General features: G+C 75.7%; 2 protein-coding genes. Both read right to left on the reverse strand.

Annotated features, from left to right (window positions below):
* Positions 1-2 precede the first annotated feature (2 nt).
* Positions 3-22,574 carry a type I polyketide synthase gene (locus FHX31_RS17880; protein ID WP_184976819.1) on the reverse strand — a complete coding sequence of 7,524 codons (22,572 nt, stop codon included), beginning with the start codon at positions 22,572-22,574 and terminating at the stop codon, positions 3-5.
* 324 nt (positions 22,575-22,898) lie between these two features.
* A complete protein-coding gene (locus tag FHX31_RS17885) occupies positions 22,899-23,759 on the reverse strand; it encodes a metallophosphoesterase family protein (RefSeq protein WP_091328799.1) in 861 nt (286 codons plus the stop codon).
* Positions 23,760-23,932: the final 173 nt, after the last annotated feature.

A 23,932-nucleotide genomic window follows, 5' to 3' on the forward strand; every position in this document is an offset into this window, starting at 1 on the left:
GGTCAGGAATCGGTTCCGTCAAGCGCCAGCCTGACGAGGGTGTCGGTGTCGAGGTCGTCGAGGTCCAGGGCCTCGTCGGTGGGCTCGGCCCCGGTACCGCCGTCGGCGTCGGCGAGGTTGAGCAGCAGGTCCAGCAGCCCCGCCTCGCGCAGGCGGGCCAGCGGTATCGCCGCGAGCGTCTGCCGGACGGCCGCCTCCGCCGGGTCGCCGTCGTCCGCCTGCGCCGCCTCGGGCAGCAGGCCGTCGAGCAGGTTCTCGGCGAGCACGGCCGGGGTCGGGTGGTCGAAGACGAGGGTCGCGGGCAGTGACAGGCCGGTGGCGCCGGCCAGTCGGTTGCGCAGCTCGACCGCCGTCAGCGAGTCGAATCCGAGTTCCTTGAACGCCCGCTGGGGCTTGACCCGGTCCGTGCCCGCGTGACCGAGCACGGCCGAGGCGTGGGTACGGACCAGGTCGACCAGGTGCCGGACCCGCTCGGGGCGGGGCAGGGTGAGCAGGTGCTCCCGCAGGGCATCGGCAGCGCCGGGCTGCTGCTCCCCGGCGTGGGCGTGCAGCGCCTCCCGGGCCTCGGCGATGTCGTCGAGCAGCGGCCGGGCGCGGGCCGAGGCGTACGCCGGGGCGAAGACCGCCCAGTCGACGTCCGCCACGGTCAGTGCCGCCCTGGGCAGGCCGGCGGCGTACCGCATGGCGTGCACGGCGTCGGCCGGCGCCATGGCGGTCAGGCCGCGCCGGGCCAGCATCTGCTGGGCTTCGCCGGTGGCCATGCCGCCGTCGGCCCACGGTCCCCAGGCCACGGACGTCGCCGCCAGGCCCCGGCCGCGCCGCTGCTCCGCGAGCGCGTCGAGGAAGGCGTTGCCGGCGGCGTACGCGGACTGCCCGCCGCTGCCCCACACCCCGGCGATGGAGGAGAAGAGCACGAACGCGTCCAGCGGCCGGTCGCCGAGCAGGGCGTCCAGGTGCAGCGCGCCGGCCACCTTGCCGTCGAGCACGCCCGCGAACGCGGCCAGGTCGGTTTCGGCGATCAGCCCGGACTCGCCGGCGCCCGCCGCGTGGACCACGGCCGTCAGCGGCGCGGGATCCTCGTCGAGGCGGGCCAGCAGCTCCGCCACCTGGTCGCGATCGGCGACGTCGCAGGCCACGACCGACGCCCGTACGCCCTGGGCGGTGAGCTCCCCGCACAGCTCGGCCGCCCCGGGGGCGCGCTCGCCCCGGCGGCTGGTCAGCACGACGTGCTCCGCCCCGTTGGCCGCCGCCCAGCGGGCCACGTGCGCGCCCAGCGCGCCGGTGCCGCCGGTGACCAGCACGGTGCCGGACGGCCGCCACCGCTGCGCCGCGTCGGGAACGGTGGGTGCCGAGCGGACCAGGCGACGGACGAACACCCCGGAGGGGCGCACGGCCAGCTGGTCCTCGTCGCCGGCGCCGGTCACCACCCGCACCAGCCGGTCCCAGGCCGTCGCGTCGACCTGCTCGGGCAGGTCCACCAGCCCGCCCCATAGGTGGGGGTGTTCCAGGCCCGCCACGAGCCCCAGGCCCCAGAGCCCGCTCTGGGCGACGGCGTGCACGGTGTCCCCGTCGCCGGTGCTGACCGCGCCCCGGGTCAGGCACCACAGCCGGGTCGTCGCCCCGGTGTCGTGCAGCGCCTGGAGCAGCAGCAGCGTGGCGGCCGCCCCGACCGGCACGGCCGGGTGGGCGGGGTGCGGCTGGTCGCGGAGGCCGAGCAGGGAGAGCACGCCGGTGACGGGGCCGTCGGCCAGCGCGTCGCCCAGCCGTCGGGCGAGGCCCACCCGGTCGGTGCCGACCGGGTCGACGGTGAGCCGGACCACGTCGGCGCCGACCTCGGCGAGGGCCTTGGTCACCGCCTCCGCCCGGGTGCCCTCCGCCAGGTCGTCCTGCGCCGTCACGAGCAGCCACACACCGGGCCGCGCCGGTTCGGCGGTGATGTCGGTGCGCTTCCATCCGACCCGGTACGACCACGCGTCCAGGACGGCCCGCTGCGTACGCGCCCGGTGCCAGTTCGACAGGACCGGCAGGGCCGGGGTGAGGGCGTCCAGGGCGGTGCCGTCGTCGCCGAACTGCGCGGCCAGGGCGTTCAGGTCGCCGCGTTCGACGGCGTTCCAGAAGTCGGCGTCGCCGCCGTGGGTCGCCGTCTGTCGCGGCCGGCTCGCCGGCTCGGGCCAGTACCGCTCGCGGTGGAAGGCGTACGTGGGCAGGTCGACCCGGGCGGCACCGGTGTCGGTGAACCACTGCGTCCAGGACACCGGGACGCCGTGGACGTGCAGCTCGGCCAGGGCGTGCAGCAACGCCTGCGTCTCGGACCGGTCCCGGCGCTGCACGGCCACCGCGAGCGCGTCCTCGGCGAGCACGTCGGCGTTCATCGCGGTCAGCACACTCTGCGGGCCGACCTCCAGGAACGTGTCCACACCCGCCTCACGCAACGCGGTCACCCCGTCGGCGTAGCGCACAGCCTCCCGCACATGCCGCACCCAGTACTCCGGGCTGCGGATCTCCTCGGCGTCAGCCAGCGCACCGGTCACATTCGACACCACCGGCAACAACGGCGCTGCGAAGGCCAGCCCCTCCAGCACCGCCCGGAACTCCGCCAGCATCGGCTCCATCAACGGACTGTGGAACGCATGACTCACCGCCAACCGACGCGTCCGCACACCCCGCCCACGCCAGACCCGCTCCACCTCATCCAACGCCTCCACCGCACCCGACACCACCACAGCAGCCGGACCGTTGACCGCCGCAACACCGACGTCCGCCAACCCCGCGATCGACTCCCCCACCGAAGCCTCGTCCGCCGCCACCGCCAACATCCCGCCACCCGCCGGCAACGCCTGCATCAACCGACCCCGCGCCGCCACAAGCTCACACGCATCCGCGAGCGACAACACCCCCGCCACATACGCCGCCGTCACCTCACCGATCGAGTGACCGGCCACCACGTCGGGAACGATCCCGAACGACTCCACCAGACGGAACAACGCCACCTCGACCGCGAACAACCCGGCCTGCGTGAACACCGTCCGATCCAACAACTCCGCCTCAGCAGTCCCCGCCGACGCGAACAACACCCCGCGCAACGGACACGGCAACAACGAATCCAGATGTCCGCACACCTCATCCAACGCCGCCGCGAACACCGGGAACCCGCCATACAACTCCCGGCCCATACCCACACGCTGCGCACCCTGACCCGAAAACAACAGCGCAAGCTGACCACGCTGACCCGCCGCGCCGGTCACGACAGCTCCCGACGGATCGCCGGCCGCCACGGCCGCGAGACCCGCCAACAGCTCATCCCGGCTCGCGCCGGACACAACCGCCCGGTGCTCCAGCACAGACCGCGACGCCACCGACGACCACGCCACATCCACCACACGCGGAGCCTCGCCGGCCGCCAGCCACCCCGCCCACCGACCCGCCTGCGCCGACAGCCCGGCCACGTCGCGGGCCGACAACAGCACCGGCACGACCGCCGGCACCTCGCGTGCGACGACCTCACCCTCGATCGTCCCGGCCGGCGGCTGCTCGATGATCACGTGCGCGTTCGTGCCGGAGATCCCGAACGACGACACCGCCGCCCGACGCGGCCGGTCCACCCGCGGCCACGGAGTGGGCTCGGTCGCGAGGGCCACCGCCCCCGCCGACCAGTCGATGTGCGGGGACGGCTCGTCCACGTGCAGGGTCGGCGGGACGAGGCCGTGGCGCATCGCCATGACCATCTTGATCACACCGGCGACACCGGCTGCCGCCTGTGCGTGCCCGATGTTCGACTTCACCGAGCCGAGCCACAACGGCTCCCGCCCCTGCCGGTCCTGCCCGTACGTCGCCAGGACGGCCTGCGCCTCGATCGGATCACCCAGCGTCGTACCCGTACCGTGCGCCTCGACCACGTCCACATCGGACGGCGACAGCCGCGCCGACGCCAGGGCCTGCCGGATCACCCGCTGCTGCGACGGGCCGTTCGGCGCGGTCAGCCCGTTCGACGCACCGTCCTGGTTCACGGCGCTGCCGCGTACGACCGCCAGGATCCGCCGTCCCTCACGCTGGGCGTCCGACAGGCGTTGCACCAGGAGCACGCCCACGCCCTCGGACCAGCCCGTGCCGTCGGCCGACGCGGCGAACGACCGGCACCGGCCGTCGGCCGACAGGCCCCGCTGCCGGGAGAACTCCACGAAGGTGCCGGGCGTGGCCATCACCGTCACGCCGCCGGCCAGCGCCAGGTCGCACTCGCCGCTGCGCAGCGCCTGCACCGCGAGGTGCAACGCCACCAGGCTGGACGAGCAGGCCGTGTCCACGGTCACCGCCGGGCCTTCGAGCCCGAACGTGTACGCCACCCGGCCCGACAGCACGCTGCCCGAGTTGCCGGTGCCGATGTAGCCCTCGACCTCGGGCGTCTCCATCAGGCGCGTCGAGTAGTCGTGGTAGATGACGCCCGCGAAGACACCGGTCCGGCTGCCCCGCAGGCCCGACGGGTCCAGGCCCGCCGACTCGAACGTCTCCCAGGACGCCTCCAGCAGCAGCCGGTGCTGCGGGTCCATGGCGAGGGCCTCGCGCGGCGAGATGCCGAAGAAGCCGGGGTCGAACTCCGCCGCGCCGTACAGGAAGCCGCCGTGGCGGGTGTACGAGGTGCCGGCGTGGTCGGGGTCCGGGTCGTACAGGGACTCCAGGTCCCAGCCCCGGTCGGCCGGGAACTCCCCGATGCCCTCCCCACCGGTGCTGACCAGCCTCCACAGCTCGTCGGGAGACTCCACCCCGCCGGGGTAGCGGCAGGCCATGCCGACGATCGCGATCGCCTCGTCGGCGTCGCCGGCCGTCGCCTCTTCGGCCGCGACGGCACCGGACCGGGTGCCGGCGAGTTCCGCGTACACGTGGGCCGCCAGGACCTGCGGGGACGGGTAGTCGAACACCAGGGTCGAGGTGAGGCGCAGGCCGGTCGCGCCGTTCACCCGGTTACGCAGCTCGACGGCGGTCAGCGAGTCGAAGCCCAGGTCCTTGAACGCCCGGTCCGCCGGCACCGCCTCGGCGCCGCCGTGCCCGAGGACCTGCGCGACCAGGCCCCGGATCAGCTCGTCGACCTGTGCGAGGCCCTCCTCGGCGCTGAGCCCGGTGAGGCGCTCGGCCCATCCGCCGGGGGCGCCCTGGCCGGCGCGGCGGCGGGTCGTCGCCACGTCGACCAGGTTGCGCAGCATCGGCGGTACGACCGCGCCGGCGGCTGCCGCCCGCAGCGCGGGTACGTCGATCGCGGCCGGCACCAGCACCGCCCGCTCCGCCCCCACGGCGGCGTCGAAGAGTTCCAGGCCGGTGCGGGCGTTCATCGGCCGCAGGCCGGCGCGTGCCGTACGGGCCCGGTCGTTGCCGCCGATCGACGCGGCCATGCCTGCCGTGTCCCACATCCCCCACGCCAGACTCACCGCCGGCAACCCGAGCTGCCGCCGATACACCGCCAACCCGTCCAGGAACGCGTTACCCGCCGCATACCCCGACTGACCCGGCGAACCCAGCACACCCGCAACCGACGAGAACACCACGAACAAGTCGAGATCCAGACCCGCCGTCGCCTCATGCAACAACCAACCCGCCGACACCTTCGGCGCCAACACCCCCGCCAACCGCTCCGCCGTCAGCCCCTCCACCACACCGTCATCCAACACACCAGCCGTGTGCACCACACCCGCCAGCCGACCCTCGGCGGCCACCTCCGCCACCAGACCGAACACCTGGTCCCGGTCCGTCACGTCACAGGCAACGACCCGCACCGACGCACCCAACGCCGACAACCGCTCCGACAACTCACCCGCACCGGCGGCCTCCGGGCCGCGCCGCGACACCAGCACCAGCGACCGCACGCCGTGCACCGACACCAGATGCTCCGCGACCAACGCACCCAACGCACCCGTACCGCCGGTGACCAGCACCGCACCGTCACCCACGACCGGCGTCTCCACCGACGCCGCAGCGACCGCACGCACCAGACGCGGCACGAACACCTCGCCCGAGCGGACGGCCAACTGGCCGCCGGCCGGGTCCGCGGCGAAGCGGGCCAGGACGCCCAGCGTGCCGGGGTCGATCGCGTCGTCGACGTCGGCCAGGACGATACGGCCCGGGTGCTCGGACTGCGCGGAGCGCAGCAGGCCCCACACCGCCGCCGCGGCCAGGTCGGTCACCCGGTCCCCGTCGCGGACGGCCAGCGCGCCCCGGGTCACCACCACGAGCTTCGAGTCGGCCAGCGCGTCGACGGCCAGCCACGCCTGCACCAGGCCCAGCACGTCGGCGGTGACCGTGCGGACGGTCCGCGCCGGGTCGCCGTCGTCGGCGGGCGACGCGGCCGGCGTGAAGAGCAGCAGGCGCGGCGGGGCGATGCCGGCGTCGATGGCGGCGCGCAGCTGCCGGATCGTCTCGGCGGAAGGGCCGCCGGGAACGCCCGGCAGGGCCGGCCCGCCCAGCACCGCCCAGCCCGACGCGTCGTCGACCGGGTCGGCCTCCTCGGCCTGCCAGGCCACCTCGAACAGGGAACGCGACGCCGCGCTCGGGGCGGCCACGCCGGTCAGCTCCCGCAGGACGAGGGAGTCCACAGACACCACCGGCGCGCCCGCCTCGTCGCGGGCGGTCAGCCGCACCGCGGAGCCGTTGCGGGTCAACCGCACCCGCAGCAGCCTCGCGCCGGAGGCGTGCACCTGCACGCCCTCGAACGCGAACGGTACGCGCGGCCCGCCCGACTCCTCGGTGCCGGGCAGCAGCCCGATCGGGTGCAGGGCGGCGTCCAGCAGCGCCGGGTGCACGCCGAAGCGCGCCGCCTCGGTCGCCGCGTCGTCCGGCAGGACCACCTCGGCGAAGACGTCGTCCTCGCCGGTCCACACCCGGCGCAGCCCCTGGAACGCCGGCCCGTACGACAGGCCGTGTTCGAGCAGCGCCGGATACCAGCCGGTCAGGTCCACCTCGGTGGCGCCGGCGGGCGGCCAGGCGGCCGGCTGCGGTTCGTCGGCCGTGGCCGGTTCCAGCACGCCCTCCGCGTGCCGGGTCCAGCCCGCCTCGGGATCGTCGTCGGGGCGGGAGTAGACGGCGACGGGACGCTGCGGGGACTCCGACGCGGACACCCGCACCTGGATCCGTACGGCGCCGGACTCGGGGAGCACCAGCGGCACGAGCACCGTCAGGTCCCGCAGCCGCGGCAGGTCCGCCTCGTCGCCGGCGCGGACGGCCAGCTCCACGAGGGCCGTGCCCGGGACCAGCGTCACGCCGGAGACGACGTGGTCGGCCAGCCAGGGGTGGGTGGTCGGGGAGATCCGGCCGGTCAGCACGATCTCGTCGTCGCCGGCCAGGTCCACGGCAGCGCCGAGCAGCCCGTGCTCGGCCACGCCGAGGCCGGCGCCGCTGACGTCGCCGGCGCGCAGCCGGCCCACGGCCGGCCAGAAGCGCTGCCGCTGGAACGGGTACGTCGGCAGGTCGACGGGGCGGGTTCCGGCCGGCAGGAGCGCGGTCCAGGTGACCGGCGTGCCGTGCGCGTACAGCTCCGCAAGCGCATGGACCAGCGACGCCGGCTCGGGTCGGCCGGGGCGCAGGGTCGCCACGACCGTCGCCGCGTCGTCGTCCGGCAGGCAGGCGCCCACCATGCCGGCGAGCACCGCGTCGGGGCCCAGTTCGAGGAACGTACGGACGTTGCGCTCACGCAGGCTCGCGACCCCGTCGGCGAACCGGACGGTCTCCCGTAGGTGGCGGACCCAGTAGTCGGGGGTGCCGATCTCGTCGGGGTCCGCGATCCGGCCGGTCAGGTTCGACACGATCGGCAGGACGGGCCAGTGGAACGTCAGCCCGTCGAGCACCTGCCGGAACTCGGCCAGCATCGGCTCCATGAGCGGGCTGTGGAACGCGTGGCTGACGGTCAGCCGGCGCGTACGCACACCCCGGTCCGTCCAGGCCCGCTGCACCTCGTCGAGGGCCTCGGCGGCGCCGGAGACCACCACGGCGGTGGGGCCGTTGACGGCGGCGACGCCGACCCGGTCGGCGAACGGGACGATCGACTCGGCCACCGCCGCCTCGTCGGCTGCCACGGCGAGCATGCCACCACCGGCCGGCAAAGCCTGCATCAGCCGACCCCGCGCCGCGACCAGCGCGCACGCGTCGGCCAGGGAGAACACACCCGCCACATGCGCCGCCGCGATCTCACCGATGGAGTGCCCGGCCACCAGGTCCGGCACGACACCCAACGACTCGACCAACCGGAACAACGCCACCTCGACCGCGAACAGCCCCGCCTGGGTGAACACCGTCTGGTCCAGCAGCCCCGCCTCAGGCGTACCCACCCCGGCGAACAACACCTCCCGCAGCGCACGCGGCAACAGCGGATCCAGGTGAGCACACACCTCGTCCAGGGCCGCGGCGAACACCGGGAACGCCCCGTACAGCTCACGACCCATACCGGCGCGCTGCGCGCCCTGACCGGAGAAGAGGACGGCGGTGCGGCCGCTGCGGGCGATTCCCCGCACGACGGCGGCCGAGGGCTCGTCGTCGGCCAGCGCGCCGAGGGCGGCGAGCAGTCCGGCGCGGTCGCCGGGCAGCAGCACGGCGCGGTGCTCGAAGGCGCTGCGGGCGGTGGCGAGCGCCCGGCCGACGTCGGCGACGGTCAGGTCCGGCTCGCCGTCGACGAGGGTCCGCAGCCGGCGCGCCTGCTCGTGCAGGGCGGCGGCGTCGCGGGCCGACAGGACGCAGGCGACGAGGTCGCCCGGGACGCCCGTGGCGGGTGCGGCCTGCGCCGGGGCGGGCTCGGGGGCCTGCTCGACGATGGTGTGGGCGTTGGTGCCGCTGATGCCGAACGACGACACCGCCGCGCGGCGGGGCCGGTCGACGGCCGGCCACGGCCGCGCCTCGGTGAGAAGGGCGACCGACCCGGCCGTCCAGTCGATGTGCGGGGACGGCTTCTCGGCGTGCAGGGTCGGCGGCAGGATGCCGTGCCGCATGGCCAGCACCATCTTGATCACACCGGCGACACCGGCCGCCGCCTGGGCGTGGCCGATGTTCGACTTGACCGACCCCAGCCACAGTGGATGGTCCTGCGGTCGGCCCTGCCCGTACGTGGCCAGCAGCGCCTGCGCCTCGATCGGGTCTCCGAGGGCGGTGCCGGTGCCGTGCGCCTCGACGGCGTCGACGTCGGTGGTGGCGAGCCGGGCGTTGGCGAGCGCCTGCCGGATCACCCGCTGCTGGGCGGGGCCGTTCGGCGCGGTCAGGCCGCTGCTGGCGCCGTCCTGGTTGACGGCGCTGCCCCGGACGACGGCGAGCACCCGGTGGCCGTTGCGCTGCGCGTCGGAGAGGCGCTCCAGCAGGAGCATGCCGACGCCCTCGGCGAAGCCGGTGCCGTCGGCGCCTGCGCCGAACGCCTTGCACCGCCCGTCGGGCGACAGGCCGCGCTGCCGGGAGAACTCGGTGAGCATGCCGGGGGTGGACATGACGCTCACCCCGCCGGCGAGGGCGAGGCGGCACTCGTCCTGCCGCAGCGCCTGGGTGGCCAGGTGCAGCGCCACCAGCGACGACGAGCAGGCGGTGTCGACGGTGACGGCGGGGCCCTCCAGGCCGAACAGGTACGAGATGCGGCCGGAGGCGACGCTGCCGGCGCTGCCGTTGCCGACGTGGCCGTCCAGGTCGTCGGTGCCGCCGGCGGCCTGGGAGGCGTAGTCGTGGTAGATGAGCCCGACGTAGACGCCGGTGCTGCTGCCCCGCGCCGAGTGGGGGTCGATCCCGGCCCGCTCGAATGCCTCCCAGGAGGTCTCCAGCAGCAGCCGCTGCTGCGGGTCCATCGCCAGGGCCTCGCGGGGGGAGATCCCGAAGAAGGCGGCGTCGAACTGGGCGGCGTCGTGGAGGAAGCCGCCCTGCCGCGGTACGGCGTCCGGGTCCTGGTCGCCGGCGCGCAGGTCGTCGAGGTTCCAGCCCCGGTCGGTGGGGAAGGGCGAGATGACGTCGGTGCCGGCGGTGACCACGTCCCACAGCTGCTCGGGGGTCTGCACGTCGCCGGGGAACCGGCAGGCCATGCCGATGATGGCGATCGGTTCGTCGAGGGCGGCGGCGGTGCCGGCCGCCACGGGCCGGTCCACGGTCGCCGCGCCGCCGAGCTCCCGGTCCAGGAACTCGGCGAGCACCACGGGGGTCGGGTAGTCGAACGCCACGGTCGCGGGCAGCCGCAGGCCGGTGGCGGCGGAGAGCCGGTTGCGCAGTTCCACCGAGGTGAGCGAGTCGAAGCCCAGTTCCTTGAAGGCGCGCTGGGCGTCGACGGTCTCGGCCGAGCGGTGCCCGAGCACTGCAGCCACGCTGGTGGCCACCAGGTCGAGCAGGTGGGAGCGCCGCTCCGCCGGGCCGAGCGTCGCCAGCCGGTCCCGTACGGAGGCGGTGTCCGCGAGGCCGCGCCCCACCGCGCGCCGGGCCGGTCCGCCCGCGCGGACGAGGTCCCGCAGCAGGCTGGGCACGTTCTGGCCGGTCGGCCGCGACGCCGGCGGCAGGTTCATGAGGACGAGGTGCGCCGCGTCGCGCTGTCGCGCCAGCTCGTACAGTGCCACGCCCTGCCGGTCCGTCAGCGGGGCGCTGGTGGCGCGGATCGCCTTGCGGTGCTCGCTGCCGCCCAGGTGGGCGGTCATGGCGCTGCTGGTGGCCCACATGCCCCAGGCGATGCTGGTGGCGGGCAGCCCCTGCTCGCGCCGGTGCTCGGCGAGGGCGTCGAGGAACGCGTTCGCCGCCGCGTAGTTGCCCTGCCCCGGCGAGCCGAGGGTGGCCGCCACCGACGAGAACAGCACGAACGCCGACAGGTCCAGATGCGCGGTGGCCTCGTGCAACACCCAACCCGCGTCCACCTTCGGCGCCAGCACCGTACGCAGAGCGGACTCGTCCAGCGAACCGATGGTCGCGTCCGCGATCACCCCGGCGGTGTGCACCACAGCCGTCAACGGGTGCCCCGGGTCGATCCCGGCGACCAGCTCGGCGACCTGGGCGGGGTCGCTGACGTCGACGGCCACGGCGGTGACGTCGGCGCCCGCGTCGGTCAGCTCCCGGAGCAGGGTGGCGTACGCGTCGTCCCGGCCGGGTGCGCGGCGGGAGGCCAGCAGCAGGTGCCGGGCCTGGCCGGTGGCGACGAGGTGCCGCGCGAACACGCCGGCGAGGGCGCCACCGGCGCCGGTGACGAGCACGGTGCCGTCCGGGTCGGCGGGGGCGGGCACCCGCAGGACGACCTTGCCGATGTGGCGGGCCTGACTCATGTGGCGCAGTGCCTGCCGGGCCTGGCGTACGTCCCACGCCCGCAGGGGCAGCGGGCGCAGCGCGCCCCGCGCGAACAGGTCGAGCAGCTCGGCGAGCATCTCCCCGATGCGCCGGTGCCCGGCCTCGTTGAGGTCGAACGCGCGGTAGGTGACGCCCGGGTGCCCGGCGGCGACCGCCTCCGGGTCGCGTACGTCGGCCTTGCCCATCTCCACGAACCGGCCGCCGCGCGGCAGCAGCCGCAGCGACGCGTCCACGAAGCCACCGGCGAGGGCGTCGAGCACCACGTCCATCCCGGCGCCGCCGGTGGCCGCGCCGAAGGTCTGCTCGAACTCGGTGGTCCGCGACGACGCGATCCGCTCCTCGGCCACCCCGAGTTCCCGCAGCACGCCCCACTTCCCGGGGCTCGCCGTCGCGTGGACGGTGGCGCCGAGGTGGTGGGCGAGCTGGATCGCGGCCATCCCGACGCCACCCGCGCCGTTGTGGATCAGCACCGACTCACCGGCCCGCAGGTCGGCCAGGTCCCGCAGCGCGTAGTACGCGGTCAGGAACACCACCGGCACGGAGGCGGCCTGCGCGAAGGACCAACCGGCGGGGATCCTCGCCACGAGGTCGCGGGTGGCGATCACCTCGGGGGCGAAGGCCGGCTCGAACATGCCGAGCACGCGGTCGCCGGGGACCAGGTCGGTCACGCCCGGGCCGACCTCGATCACGACGCCCGCGCCCTCGCTGCCCAGCACGGCCGCCGGATCCGGGTACATGCCCAGCCCGATCAGCACGTCACGGAAGTTCACGCCGGCCGCGCGCACCGCGATGCGCACCTGACCCGCGTCCAGGGCGACGGAGGTGGCGGGCACCATGCCGACACCGTCGAGGGTTCCGGGGCTGACCGCCCCGACCCGCCACAGTCCGTCCGGCGGGACGAGTTCGTCGGCGGCCTGGCCGGCGGGCCGGCCCAGGCGGGGCGTGCGCACCTCGTCGCCGCGTACGGCCACCTGGCCGCCGGTCGGCGAGGGGTTCTCGGCGACGGCGGCGAGCACGGCGAGGGTGGCCGGGGTGAGGTCCCCGTCGACGTCGGCGAGGACGATCCGCCCCGGGTGCTCGGACTGCGCCGAGCGCAGCAGACCCCAGACCGCCGCGCCGGGCAGGTCCCGCACCGCGTCCGCCGGGGTGGCGGCCACCGCCGCGCGGGTCAGCACCACGAGCGTGGTGTCGGCCAGCGCCTCGCTGTCCAGCCAGCGGTGCAGCACGGCCAGGACACGGGCGGTGGCCGTACGGACTTCGTCGGGCAGGTCGCCCTCCGGGGTGCCGGCGGGCACGGGGACCACGAGCGCGCGGGGCGCCTCGACCGTGCCGGCCGCGACCGCCGCGGTCAGCTCGTCGACGGTCGGGAACACCGGCGTGGCGAGGCCCGCCGGGGCGGGTCCGTCGCCGAGCAGCGCCCAGCCGGAGACGTCCCGCGCCGGGGTGACCGCCTCGACCGGCCACGTCACCTCGAACAGCGACCGCTGCGCGGCCTCCGCGCCGGTGGCGTCGGTCATCTCCCGCATGGCGAGCGACTCGACTGACACCACGGGCGCGCCGGACTCGTCGCCGGCCACCAGCCGCACGCGCGAGCCCACCCGGGTCAGCCGTACCCGCAGCGTCCTGGCGCCGGAGGCGTGCACCTGCACGCCCTCGAACGCGAACGGCACGCGCGGTCCGCCGGAGCGCTCGGCCGTCAGCAGCCCGACGGGGTGCAGGGCGGCGTCCAGCAGCGCCGGGTGCACGGCGAAGCCGGCGGCGTCGTCGGCCGCCTCGTCCGGCAGGGCGACCTCGGCGTACGCCTCGTCGCCGGCGGTCCACAGCCGCCGCAGGCCCCGGAACGCCGGCCCGTAGGCCAGGCCGCGCTCCGCGAGCGCCGGATACCAGCCGGCGAGGTCCACCTCGGTGCCCCCGGCCGGCGGCCAGGAGCCCAGCGTCGGCTCGTCGGTGGCCTGCTCCAGCAGACCGTCGGCGTGCCGCGTCCAGGAGTCCCCGGGGTCGCCGTCGGGCTGCGAGTGCACCGCCACGCTCCGGGTTCCGGAGCCGTCGGCCGCGCCGACGCGCACCTGCACGCGGACCGCGCCCGGGTTCGGCAGCACCAGCGGCGCGGCGACGGTCAGCTCCCGCACCCGGGAGGTGCCGACCTCGTCGCCGGCGCGCACCGCGAGCTCGACCAGGGCCGTGCCCGGCAGCACCACGGCGCCGCCGACCACGTGGTCGGCCAGCCACGGGTGCGTGGACGCCGACAGCCGGCCGGTCAGCACGACCTCGTCGTCGCCGGCGAGGCGCACCGCCGCGCCGAGCAGCCCGTGCCCGGCCGCGCCCAGCCCCGCGCCCGACACGTCGCCGGTGGCGGAGCGGTCCAGCGCCGGCCAGAACCGGTCCCGCTGGAAGGCGTACGTGGGCAGGTCGACAGGGGTGGCGCCGGAGCCGGCGAAGACGCGCGACCAGTCGACGGGCACACCGGCGACGTGCAGCTCGCCGAGGTTGGCCAGCAGCTGCCGCGGTCCGTGCTCGTCGCGGCGCAGCGAGCCCACCACCACGCCGCCGCCGGCCGCCCGGTCGAGCGCGTCCTGCACCGCGATCTTGAGTACGGGGTGCGGGCTGACCTCGACGAAGGTCCGGAAGCCCTGCTCGATCAGCTGCTCCACGACCGGCGCCAGCCGGACTGTTTCCCGCAGGTTGCGGTACCAGTAGTCGGCGTCGAGCCCGGCGGTGTCGATCGGCTCGCCCGTGACGGTGGAGTGGAAGGCCACGGTGCTGGTGCGGGGGTCCACAGTGCCGAACCCGGCGGTCACCTCGTCGCGGATCGGGTCGACGTGGCCGCTGTGCGCCGCGAAGTCGACGGCGACCTGACGGGCGCGGACGTCGCGCTCGGCGCAGTGCGCGAGCAGCTCGGCGACCGACGCCGAGTCGCCCGCGACCACGGTCACGGCGGCGCCGTTGAGGGCGGCGACGGAGAGGCTGCCCCGCCACGGCGCGATGAGCCGCTCGGTGTCGGCGGCCGGGAGCGGGACGGAGACCATGCCGCCGCGACCCGCGATCGCCAGCAGGCCGCGGCTGCGCGCCACGACGAGCCGCGCGGCTTCGGCGAGGGTCAACGCGCCGGCGACGCAGGCCGCGGCGAGTTCCCCCTGCGAGTGCCCGACGACGGCGGCCGGTTCCACGCCGCACGAGCGCCAGAGCTGCGCGAGGGACACCATGACGGAGAAGAGCGCGGGCTGGACCACGTCCACCCGGTCCAGGGGTGGCGCGCCGGGCGCCTGCCGCAGCACGTCCTCCAGGGACCAGTCGACCAGCCGGGACAGTTCCTCGGCGCACTCGCCCATCCGCTGCCGGAAGACCGGCGAGGTCTCCATCAGGTCCAGCGCCATCGACGTCCACTGGGAGCCCTGGCCGGGGAAGACGAAGACGACCTTCGACGCGGCGTCCGCGCCCGCCGGGGAGCTGCCGCCGTCGGCGAGGGCGGCCAGGCGGGCGAGCGCGTCGTCCCGGTCGGCGGCCACGACGACCGCCCGGTACGGGTGGTGCGCCCGCTGGGTGGCCAGGGAGAAGCCGAGGTCGCGCGGGTCGAGGCCGGCGTCGCCGGCGAGCCGTTCGCCGAGGCGGGCGGCCTGCGCCCGGAGCGCGCGGGGGCTTCTGCCGGAGACCGGCAGGGGTACGGCGGCGGGCCCGACCAGGCCGGGAACGTGCCCCGCCGGTGCGGGCGTCGCCGGGGCCGGCTCGTCGGGCGCCTGCTCGATGACGGTGTGCGCGTTGGTGCCGCTGATGCCGAACGACGACACGGCGGCCCGGCGCGGCCGGTCGACGGCGGGCCACGGCCGGGCCTCGGTGAGCAGGGCGACGGCCCCGGCGCTCCAGTCGACGTGGGGCGAGGGCTGGTCCACGTGCAGGGTCGGCGGCAGCACGCCGTGCCGAATCGCCAGCACCATCTTGATCACGCCGGCTACCCCGGCCGCCGCCTGGGAGTGGCCGATGTTCGACTTGATCGAGCCGAGCCAGAGCGGCTCGCCGTCGGCGCGGTCCTGCCCGTAGGTGGCCAGCACCGCCTGCGCCTCGATCGGGTCGCCGAGGACGGTGCCGGTGCCGTGCGCCTCGACGGCGTCCACGTCGGCCGGGTCGAGCCGCGCGTTCTCCAGGGCCTGGCGGATGACCCGCTGCTGGGACGGGCCGTTCGGGGCGGTCAGCCCGTTCGACGCGCCGTCGGAGTTGACCGCGGAGCCGCGCAGCACCGCGAGCACCCGGTGGCCGTTGCGCCGGGCGTCGGAGAGGCGCTCCACGAGCAGCATGCCGACGCCCTCGGACCAGCCGGTGCCGTCCGCGCCGGCGGCGAACGCCTTGCACCGCCCGTCGGGGGCCAGCCCGCCCTGCCGGGAGAATTCGGAGAACATGCCGGGCTGCGCCATGAGTGCCACCCCGCCGGCCAGGGCCATGTCGCACTCGCCGCCGCGCAGCGCCTGGGCGGCGAGGTGCAGCGCCACCAGGGACGAGGAGCAGGCGGTGTCGACGGTGACCGCCGGGCCTTCGAGGCCGAACATGTAGGCGACCCGTCCGGAGGCGACGCTGCCCGCCGTGCCGGTCAGCAGGTGCCCCTCGAGGCCGTCCAGGTCGTCACGTCCGCTGGTGGCGTAGCCGGAGGAGGCGGCGCCGACGAAGACACCGGTGGCGGTGCCGCTGAGGGCGGCGGGGTCGATGCGGGCGTACTCGAAGCTCTCCCAGGCGGTCTCCAGCAGCAGCCGCTGCTGCGGGTCCATGGCGAGGGCCTCGCGGGGGCTGATGTTGAAGAAGCCGGCGTCGAAGTCGGCCGCGTCGTAGAGGAAGCCGCCCTGGTGGGTGACGGTGCCGCCGGCCTGGTCGCCGTCCGTGCCGTACAGCCGGTCGAGGTCCCAGCCGCGGTCGGCCGGGAAGTCGCCGACGGCGTCGGCCCCGGAGGTGACGAGCTGCCACAGCTGCTCGGGGGTGGCGACGCCGCCGGGGTAACGGCAGGCCATGCCGATGATGGCGATCGGCTCGTCGGCGTCGGCGGTGACGACCGTACGGACGGTGGCGCCGGTGCCCGTGGCCGGGCCGAGCTGCGCGAACAGGTGCTCGGCCAGCCGGGCCGGGGTGGGGTGGTCGAAGGCCAGCGTGGCGGTCAGCCGCAGCCCGGTGGCCGCACCGAGGCGGTTGCGCAGTTCCACCGAGGTCAGCGAGTCGAAGCCCAGGTCCTTGAAGGCCCGGGCGGCGGGAACCGACTGCGCCGAGGCGTGCCCCAGCACCGTGGCGGCCTGGCCGCAGACCAGGTCGACGAGCGCCTGGCGGGCATCGGCCTCGGAGAGGCCGGCGAGTCGCTCGCGCCACGACGCGCCGGCGGTCGGCCGGTCGCCGGCGGTACGGCGTCGGCCGCCGCCGCGCAGCAGGTGCCGCATCAGCGGCGGCACACCGCTGGCCTCGCCGGTGACGTGGAGTCGGGCCGCGACGACGACCGGCCGGGCGGCCGGCAGGGCGGCGTCGAAGAGTTCGGCGCCCTCGGCCGGGGAGAGCCGGCTCATCCCGACGCGCCGCAGCCGCTGCTGGTCGTCGCCGTCGAGGTGGGCGGTCATCGTGCTGTCGGTGGCCCACATGCCCCAGGCGATGCTGGTGGCGGGCAGCCCCTGCTCGCGCCGGTACTCGGCGAGGGCGTCGAGGAACGCGTTCGCCGCCGCGTAGTTGCCCTGCCCCGGCGAGCCGAGGGTGGCCGCCACCGACGAGAACAGCACGAACGCCGACAGGTCCAGATGCGCGGTGGCCTCGTGCAACACCCAACCCGCGTCCACCTTCGGCGCCAGCACCGTACGCAGAGCGGACTCGTCCAGCGAACCGATGGTCGCGTCCGCGATCACCCCGGCGGTGTGCACCACAGCCGTCAACGGGTGCCCCGGGTCGATCCCGGCGACCAGCTCGGCGACCTGGGCGGGGTCGCTGACGTCGACGGCCACGGCGGTGACGTCGGCGCCCGCGTCGGTCAGCTCCCGGAGCAGGGTGGCGTACGCGTCGTCCCGGCCGGGTGCGCGGCGGGAGGCCAGCAGCAGGTGCCGGGCCTGGCCGGTGGCGACGAGGTGCCGCGCGAACACGCCCGCGAGAGCGCCCCCGGCGCCGGTGACCAGCACGGTGCCCTCGGGGTCCACGGGCGCGGGGATGCGCAGCACCACCTTGCCGACGTGGCGGGCCTGGCTGACGTGCCGCAGCGCCTGCCGGGCCTGACGCACGTCCCACGCCCGTACGGGCAGCGGGCGCAGCGCGCCCCGCGCGAACAGGTCGAGCAGCTCGGTGAGCATCTCCCCGATACGGGTGCTGCCCGCCTCGTTGAGGTCGAACGCGCGGTAGACCACGCCCGGATGCCCGGCGGCGACCGCCTCCGGGTCGCGTACGTCGGCCTTGCCCATCTCCACGAACCGGCCGCCGCGCGGCAGCAGCCGCAGCGACGCGTCCACGAACTCACCGGCCAACGCGTCGAGCACCACGTCGACGCCGGCACCGCCGGTGGCCGCCCCGAAGGTCTGCTCGAACTCGGTGGTCCGCGACGACGCGATCCGCTCCTCGGCCACCCCGAGTTCCCGCAGCACGCCCCACTTCCCGGGGCTCGCCGTCGCGTGGACGGTGGCGCCGAGGTGGTGGGCGAGCTGGATCGCGGCCATCCCGACGCCACCCGCGCCGTTGTGGATCAGCACCGACTCACCGGCCCGCAGCCCGGCGAGGTCCCGCAGCGCGTAGTACGCGGTCAGGAAGACCAGCGGAACCGACGCGGCCTGGGTGAAGGACCAGTCGGCGGGCATCCTGGCGATCCGCTGCCGATGTGCCACCGCCTGCGGGCTGAAGCCGAGTTCGAACATGCCGAGCACGCGGTCGCCGGGAGCCAGGTCGGTCACGCCCGGGCCGACCTCGACCACGACGCCCGCGCCCTCGCTGCCCAGCACGGCCGCCGGATCCGGGTACATGCCCAGCCCGATCAGCACGTCACGGAAGTTCACGCCGGCCGCGCGCACCGCGATGCGCACCTGGTCCTCGCCCAGCTCGGCGAGCGTGGCCGGCACCGGCGCGATCCCGTCCAGGGTGCCGCCGGTGACGGGGGCGAGGTGCCACGGGCCGGGCGGCGGCGTCAGCTCGTCGCCCGCGGGTCGCGCCAGCCTCGGCACGAGGGTCCGCTCGCCACGCACCGCAAGCTGGCCGCCGGAGACCGACGGGTCGACCGCCGCCCCGGCCAGCACGGCGAGGGTCGCGGAGGTCAGCTCGCCGTCGATGTCGGCGAGGACGATCCGCCCCGGGTGCTCGGACTGCGCCGAGCGCAGCAGGCCCCAGACGGCGGCGGCGGCCAGGTCGCCGACCCGATCGTCGTCCGCGGCGGCCACCGCGCCGCGGGTCACCACCACGAGCTTCGACTCCGCCAGCGCGTCGGCGGCGACCCAGGCGCGCAGCACGTCCAGGACGGAGCCGGTGAGCGTCCGTACGGCCTCCGGCACGGCGACGCCGGGGTCGCCGGCCGGCACCGGCAGCAGCACCTGCCGGGCCGTGGTGCCGGCCGCCGCCAGGGTCGCCACGTCCGCGAAGACCGGCAGCTCCGCCAGCGCGGCCGGGACGGCACCGCCCAGCGCCGCCCAGCCCGCGAGGTCGTCCACGCCGTCGATCTGCTCCGACTGCCAGGTCACCTCGTACAGCGAGCGGGCGGCGGCGCCCCGGGTCGCCGTCGCGGTCATCTCCCGCAGCACCAGCGAGTCCACCGACACCACCGGCGCGTTCGAGCCGTCGCAGGCGACCAGCCGCACCCCGGAGCCGTCCCGGGTCAGCCGCACCCGCAGCGTCCGGGCGCCCGAGGCGTGCACCTGCACGCCCTCGAACGCGAACGGCACGCGCGGGCCGCCCGTGGCCTCGGCCGCGAGCAGCAGCGCCACCGGGTGCAGCGCGGCGTCCAGCAGCGCCGGGTGCACCCCGAACGCGCCCGCCTCGCCGGCCGTCCCGTCCGGCAGCGCCACCTCGGCGTACGCCTCGCCGTCGGCCGCCCAGGCCCGCCGTACGCCCTGGAACACCGGCCCGTACGACAGGCCGTGCTCCGCCAGTGCCGGATACCAGCCGGTCAGGTCCACCTCGGTCGCGCCCGCCGGCGGCCACTCGCCGAGGCCCGGCTCGTCGGTCGACACCGGTTCGAGCAGGCCGTCGGCGTGCCGCACCCACTCGGTCTCGTCGTCCTCGGGCTGGGAGTACACGGACACCGTCCGCACGGCGGCTTCGTCGGCCGCGCCGACGCGCACCTGGACCCGTACCGCGCCGGACGCGGGCAGCACCAACGGCGCCGCCACGGTCAGCTCCCGTACCCGCGACGCGCCGACCTCGTCGCCGGCGCGGACCGCCAGCTCCACCAGGGCGGTGCCCGGCACCACCACGGCGCCGGCGATCACGTGGTCGGCCAGCCACGGGTGCGTCGACGTCGACAGCCGGCCGGTCAGCACCACCTCGTCGTCGCCGGCGAGCCGCACCGCCGCGCCGAGCAGCGGGTGCCCCGCGACGCCGAGGCCGGCGCCCGACACGTCGCCGACCCGCCACGGCAGCACCTCGGGCCAGAACCGCTCCCGCTGGAAGGCGTACGTGGGCAGGTCGACCCGGGCGGCGCCGGTGTCGGCGAACCACTCCCGCCAGGACACCGGCACCCCGTGCACGTGCAGCTCGGCGAGGGCGTGCAGCAGCGCCTGCGCCTCGGGCCGGTCCGGGCGCTGGGCGGCGACGGCGAGCACGTCGTCGCCGGGCAGCGCGTCGGCCGTCATCGCGGTCAGTACGCTCCGCGGCCCGACCTCCAGGAACGTGTCGACCCCGGCGTCGCGCAGCGCGGCGAGCCCGTCGGCGTAGCGGACCGCCTCGCGGACGTGGCGAACCCAGTAGTCCGGGGTGCGGATCTCGTCGGCGTCGGCGAGCGCACCTGTCACGTTCGACACCATCGGCAGCGCGGGCGCGGCGAAGGTCAGCCGCTCGACGATGCCGCGGAAGCGCTCCAGCACCGGCTCCATCAGCGGGCTGTGGAACGCGTGGCTGACGGTCAGCCGGCGGGTACGCGCGCCCCGGTCCCGCCAGACGCGCTCGACCTCGTCGAGGGCGTCGACGGCGCCGGAGACCACGACGGAGGCCGGGCCGTTGACGGCGGCGATGCCGACCCGGTCGGTCAGCCCGGCGATCGACTCCGCCACGGCCGCCTCGTCGGCGGCCACGGCGAGCATGCCCCCGCCGGACGGCAGCGCCTGCATCAGCCGGCCCCGCGCCGCCACCAGCAGGCAGGCGTCCTGGAGCGACAGCACCCCGGCCACGTGCGCGGCGGCGATCTCCCCGATCGAGTGCCCGCCCACGTAGTCCGGCGCGACGCCCATCGACTCGACCAGCCGGAACAGCGCCACCTCGACGGCGAAGAGTCCGGCCTGGGTGAACGCGGTCTGGTCCAGCAGCTCCGCCTCGGCGGAGCCCTCCGGTGCGAACAGCACCTCCTTGAGCGGGCGCGGCAGAACCCGGTCGAAGTGCCCGCACGCCTCGTCGAGGGCGGCGGCGAAGACGGGGAACTCGGCGTACAGCTCACGGCCCATGCCGGCGCGCTGCGCGCCCTGGCCGGAGAAGAGCACCGCCAGCGGACCCCGGTCCCCGGCCTGGCCGGCGACCACGATGCCCGACGGCTCGCCGGCCGCCAGGGACCGCAGGCCCGCCAGCAGACCCGTGCGGTCCCCGGCGAGCAGCACCGCGCGCCGGTCGAGCGTCGTGCGGGCCACCGCCGAGGAGAAGGCCACGTCGAGCGGGCGCTGTCGCTCGTCGCCGGTCAGCCGGCGGACCCACCGGTCGGCCTGGGCGGCGAGCGCGGCCGGCTGCGCGGCGGAGAGCAGCACGGGCACGACGGTGGGACGACGGGACCAGGTGGCGTCGTCGCCGGCCGGGTCGGGGGCCGGCGCCTGCTCCAGAATCAGGTGGGCGTTCGTGCCGCTCATGCCGAAGGACGACACGGCGGCCCTGCGGACGTGCTCGCCGCCGGCCCACGGGCGCGCCTCGTCGAGCAGGGCCACCGCGCCGGTCGACCAGTCGATGTGCGGTGAGGGCCGGTCCACGTGCAGGGTGGGCGGCAGCACGCCGTGCCGCATCGCCATCACCATCTTGATGACGCCGCCGGCGCCGGCCGCGGCCTGGGGGTGGCCGATGTTCGACTTCAGCGAGCCCAGCCACAGCGGGCGGTCGGCGGTGCGGCTCTGCCCGTACGTGGCCAGCAGCGCCTGTGCCTCGATCGGGTCGCCGAGCCGGGTGCCCGTGCCGTGCGCCTCGACGGCGTCCACGTCGGACGGGCTGAGCCGGGCGTTCTCCAGCGCCTGCCGGATGACCCGCTGCTGCGAGGGGCCGTTGGGGGCGGTCAGCCCGCTGCTGGCGCCGTCCTGGTTGACGGCGCTGCCCCGGATCACCGCCAGGACGGGGTGCCCGTTGCGCCGGGCGTCGGAGAGCTTCTCGACGAGCAGCATGGCGACGCCCTCGGACCAGCCGGTCCCGTCGGCGTCGGCGGAGAACGCCTTGCACCGCCCGTCGGAGGCGAGCCCCCGCTGGCGGGAGAACTCGACGAAGGCACCCGGCGTGGCCAGCACTGTGACGCCGCCGGCCACGGCGAGGGAGCACTCGCCGTCGCGCAGGGCCTGACCGGCGAGGTGCAGGGCGACCAGCGACGAGGAGCAGGCGGTGTCGATGGTGACGGCCGGCCCCTCCAGCCCGAAGGAGTACGCCAGCCGGCCGGACATGACGCTCGCGGCGGTGCCGGTGAGGACGTAGCCCTCCGTGCCCTCGGGCAGTTGCCGCAGCACGGACGTGTAGTCCTGCCCCGCGGTGCCGACGAACACCCCCGTACGGCTGCCCCGCACCGACGCGGCGTCGATGCCGGCCCGCTCGAAGACCTCCCAGGTCACCTCGAGCAGGAGCCGCTGCTGCGGGTCCATGGCCAGCGCCTCGCGCGGCGAGATCCCGAACAGGGTCGGGTCGAACAGGCCGGCGTCGCGCAGGAAGCCGCCCCGGTTGCTGTACGTGGTGCCGGGGCGGTCGGGGTCGGGGTCGTAGAGCCCGTCGAGGTCCCAGCCCCGGTCGTCGGGGAATGTGCCGGTGGCGTCCACCCCGCCGGCGACGAGGTCCCAGAGGTCCTCCGGTGAGGCGACGCCGCCGGGGAAACGGCAGGCCATGCCGACGATCGCGATCGGCTCGGCGTCCTCGTCCTCCAGCTCGGTCAGGCGCCGACGCGCCAGGCGGAGCTCGGAGGTCACCCACTTCAGGTGTTCGAGGAGCTTGTCTTCGTCCGCCATGACCCACCCGCCCAGAGCTTGCTATCGATCGGAATCTGCCGATTCGTTGACCACACCACCGCCGACGGCCGGCTTCGTGCACAGGTGGGCGGAGACGCGGCCGTTCGGCTCACGGACCCCACACCTGTTCCTGATTCCGGTTGTCGTGCCTGCTCAGGCGCCCGCCACGCCGGACAGGTCCGCCGACACATGCCCGCCACCGTGACTGGACGGTACTGAGCGCCAAAGGCCCGCCCAACCCCTAGAGAACCCCTGATCGACCGGCCCGCGAGCGGCGTCGCGGCAGGCCCGGCGAGCGGCGGTGACCAGCGCCGCGAGGGCCGCTCAGGCGGGCTGTCCGGCGGCCGACGGCAGGATGCGGCGCAGCCGGCCGGGAGGCGTCGAGCGGCGGCGCCACTCCCGTGGGTAGCCGACCGAGACCTCTTCGAACCGGACCCCGTCGTACCAGGTGGTGCGCGGGATGTGCAGGTGGCCGTAGACGGCGACGCGGGCGTCGAAGCGGACGTGCCAGTCGGCCGTGGCCTCGGTGCCGCACCACTGGGCGAACTCGGGGTACCGCAGGATCCGGGTGGGCTCGCGCACGAGCGGGAAGTGGTTGACCAGGACGGTGGGCAGCCCACCGCGCTCGGCGGTCAGCCGCCGCTCCGTCAGGGCCAGCCGCGCCCGGCACCAGGCGTCCCGCGTCGGGTACGGGTCAGGATGCAGCAGGATCTCGTCGGTGCAGACCACGCCGACCTCGTGGGCCCGTGCCAGGGCCTGCTCCTTCGTGTACGTCCCCGGGGGCCGGAAGGTGTAGTCGTAGAGCAGGAACAGCGGCGCGATCAGGACCGGGTCGTCGCCCTGCTGGTCCCAGACGGGGTACGGGTCCTCCGGGGTGACGACCCCGAGCCCCCGGCACAGTTGCACCAGATGCTGGTAGCGCGCGTCCCCCCGCAGCTGGATCGGGTCCTCGCGGGGAGTCCACAGCTCGTGGTTGCCGGGGGCCCAGATGACCTTGGCGAAGCGGCGGCTGAGGAGTCCCAGCGCCCACTCGATGTCGCCGACGAACTCCCCGACGTCGCCGGCGACGACGAGCCAGTCGCCGGCGCGCTCCGGCCGCAGCCGCTCGACGATGGCCTTGTTCTCCGCGTGCACCACGTGCAGGTCGCTGATGGCGAGCAGTTGAGGCAAGCCGGATCCGGCCATGCGGACCTCCCGTCCATCCGGGGCACCGCACGCACCCACATCCGTACCGCTCGGCTGCCGGTGGGCAGGGCGAGACGGCCTGGCGTGCTCCGACCCTACGGAGCCGGGCCCGCACCGGCACACCCCTAGACGGGATACGTGGACCCCTAGGCAGCCGCGCCTGCCCGACGGCG

It is taken from the genome of Micromonospora sp. CNZ286 (assembly GCF_014207755.1).

What these genes read in the sequence shown, in the direction of transcription:
- FHX31_RS17880 (WP_184976819.1), bottom strand. Translation starts at nt 22,574, where the DNA reads ATGGCGGACGAAGACAAGCTCCTCGAACACCTGAAGTGGGTGACCTCC.
- FHX31_RS17885 (WP_091328799.1), bottom strand. Translation starts at nt 23,759, where the DNA reads ATGGCCGGATCCGGCTTGCCTCAACTGCTCGCCATCAGCGACCTGCAC.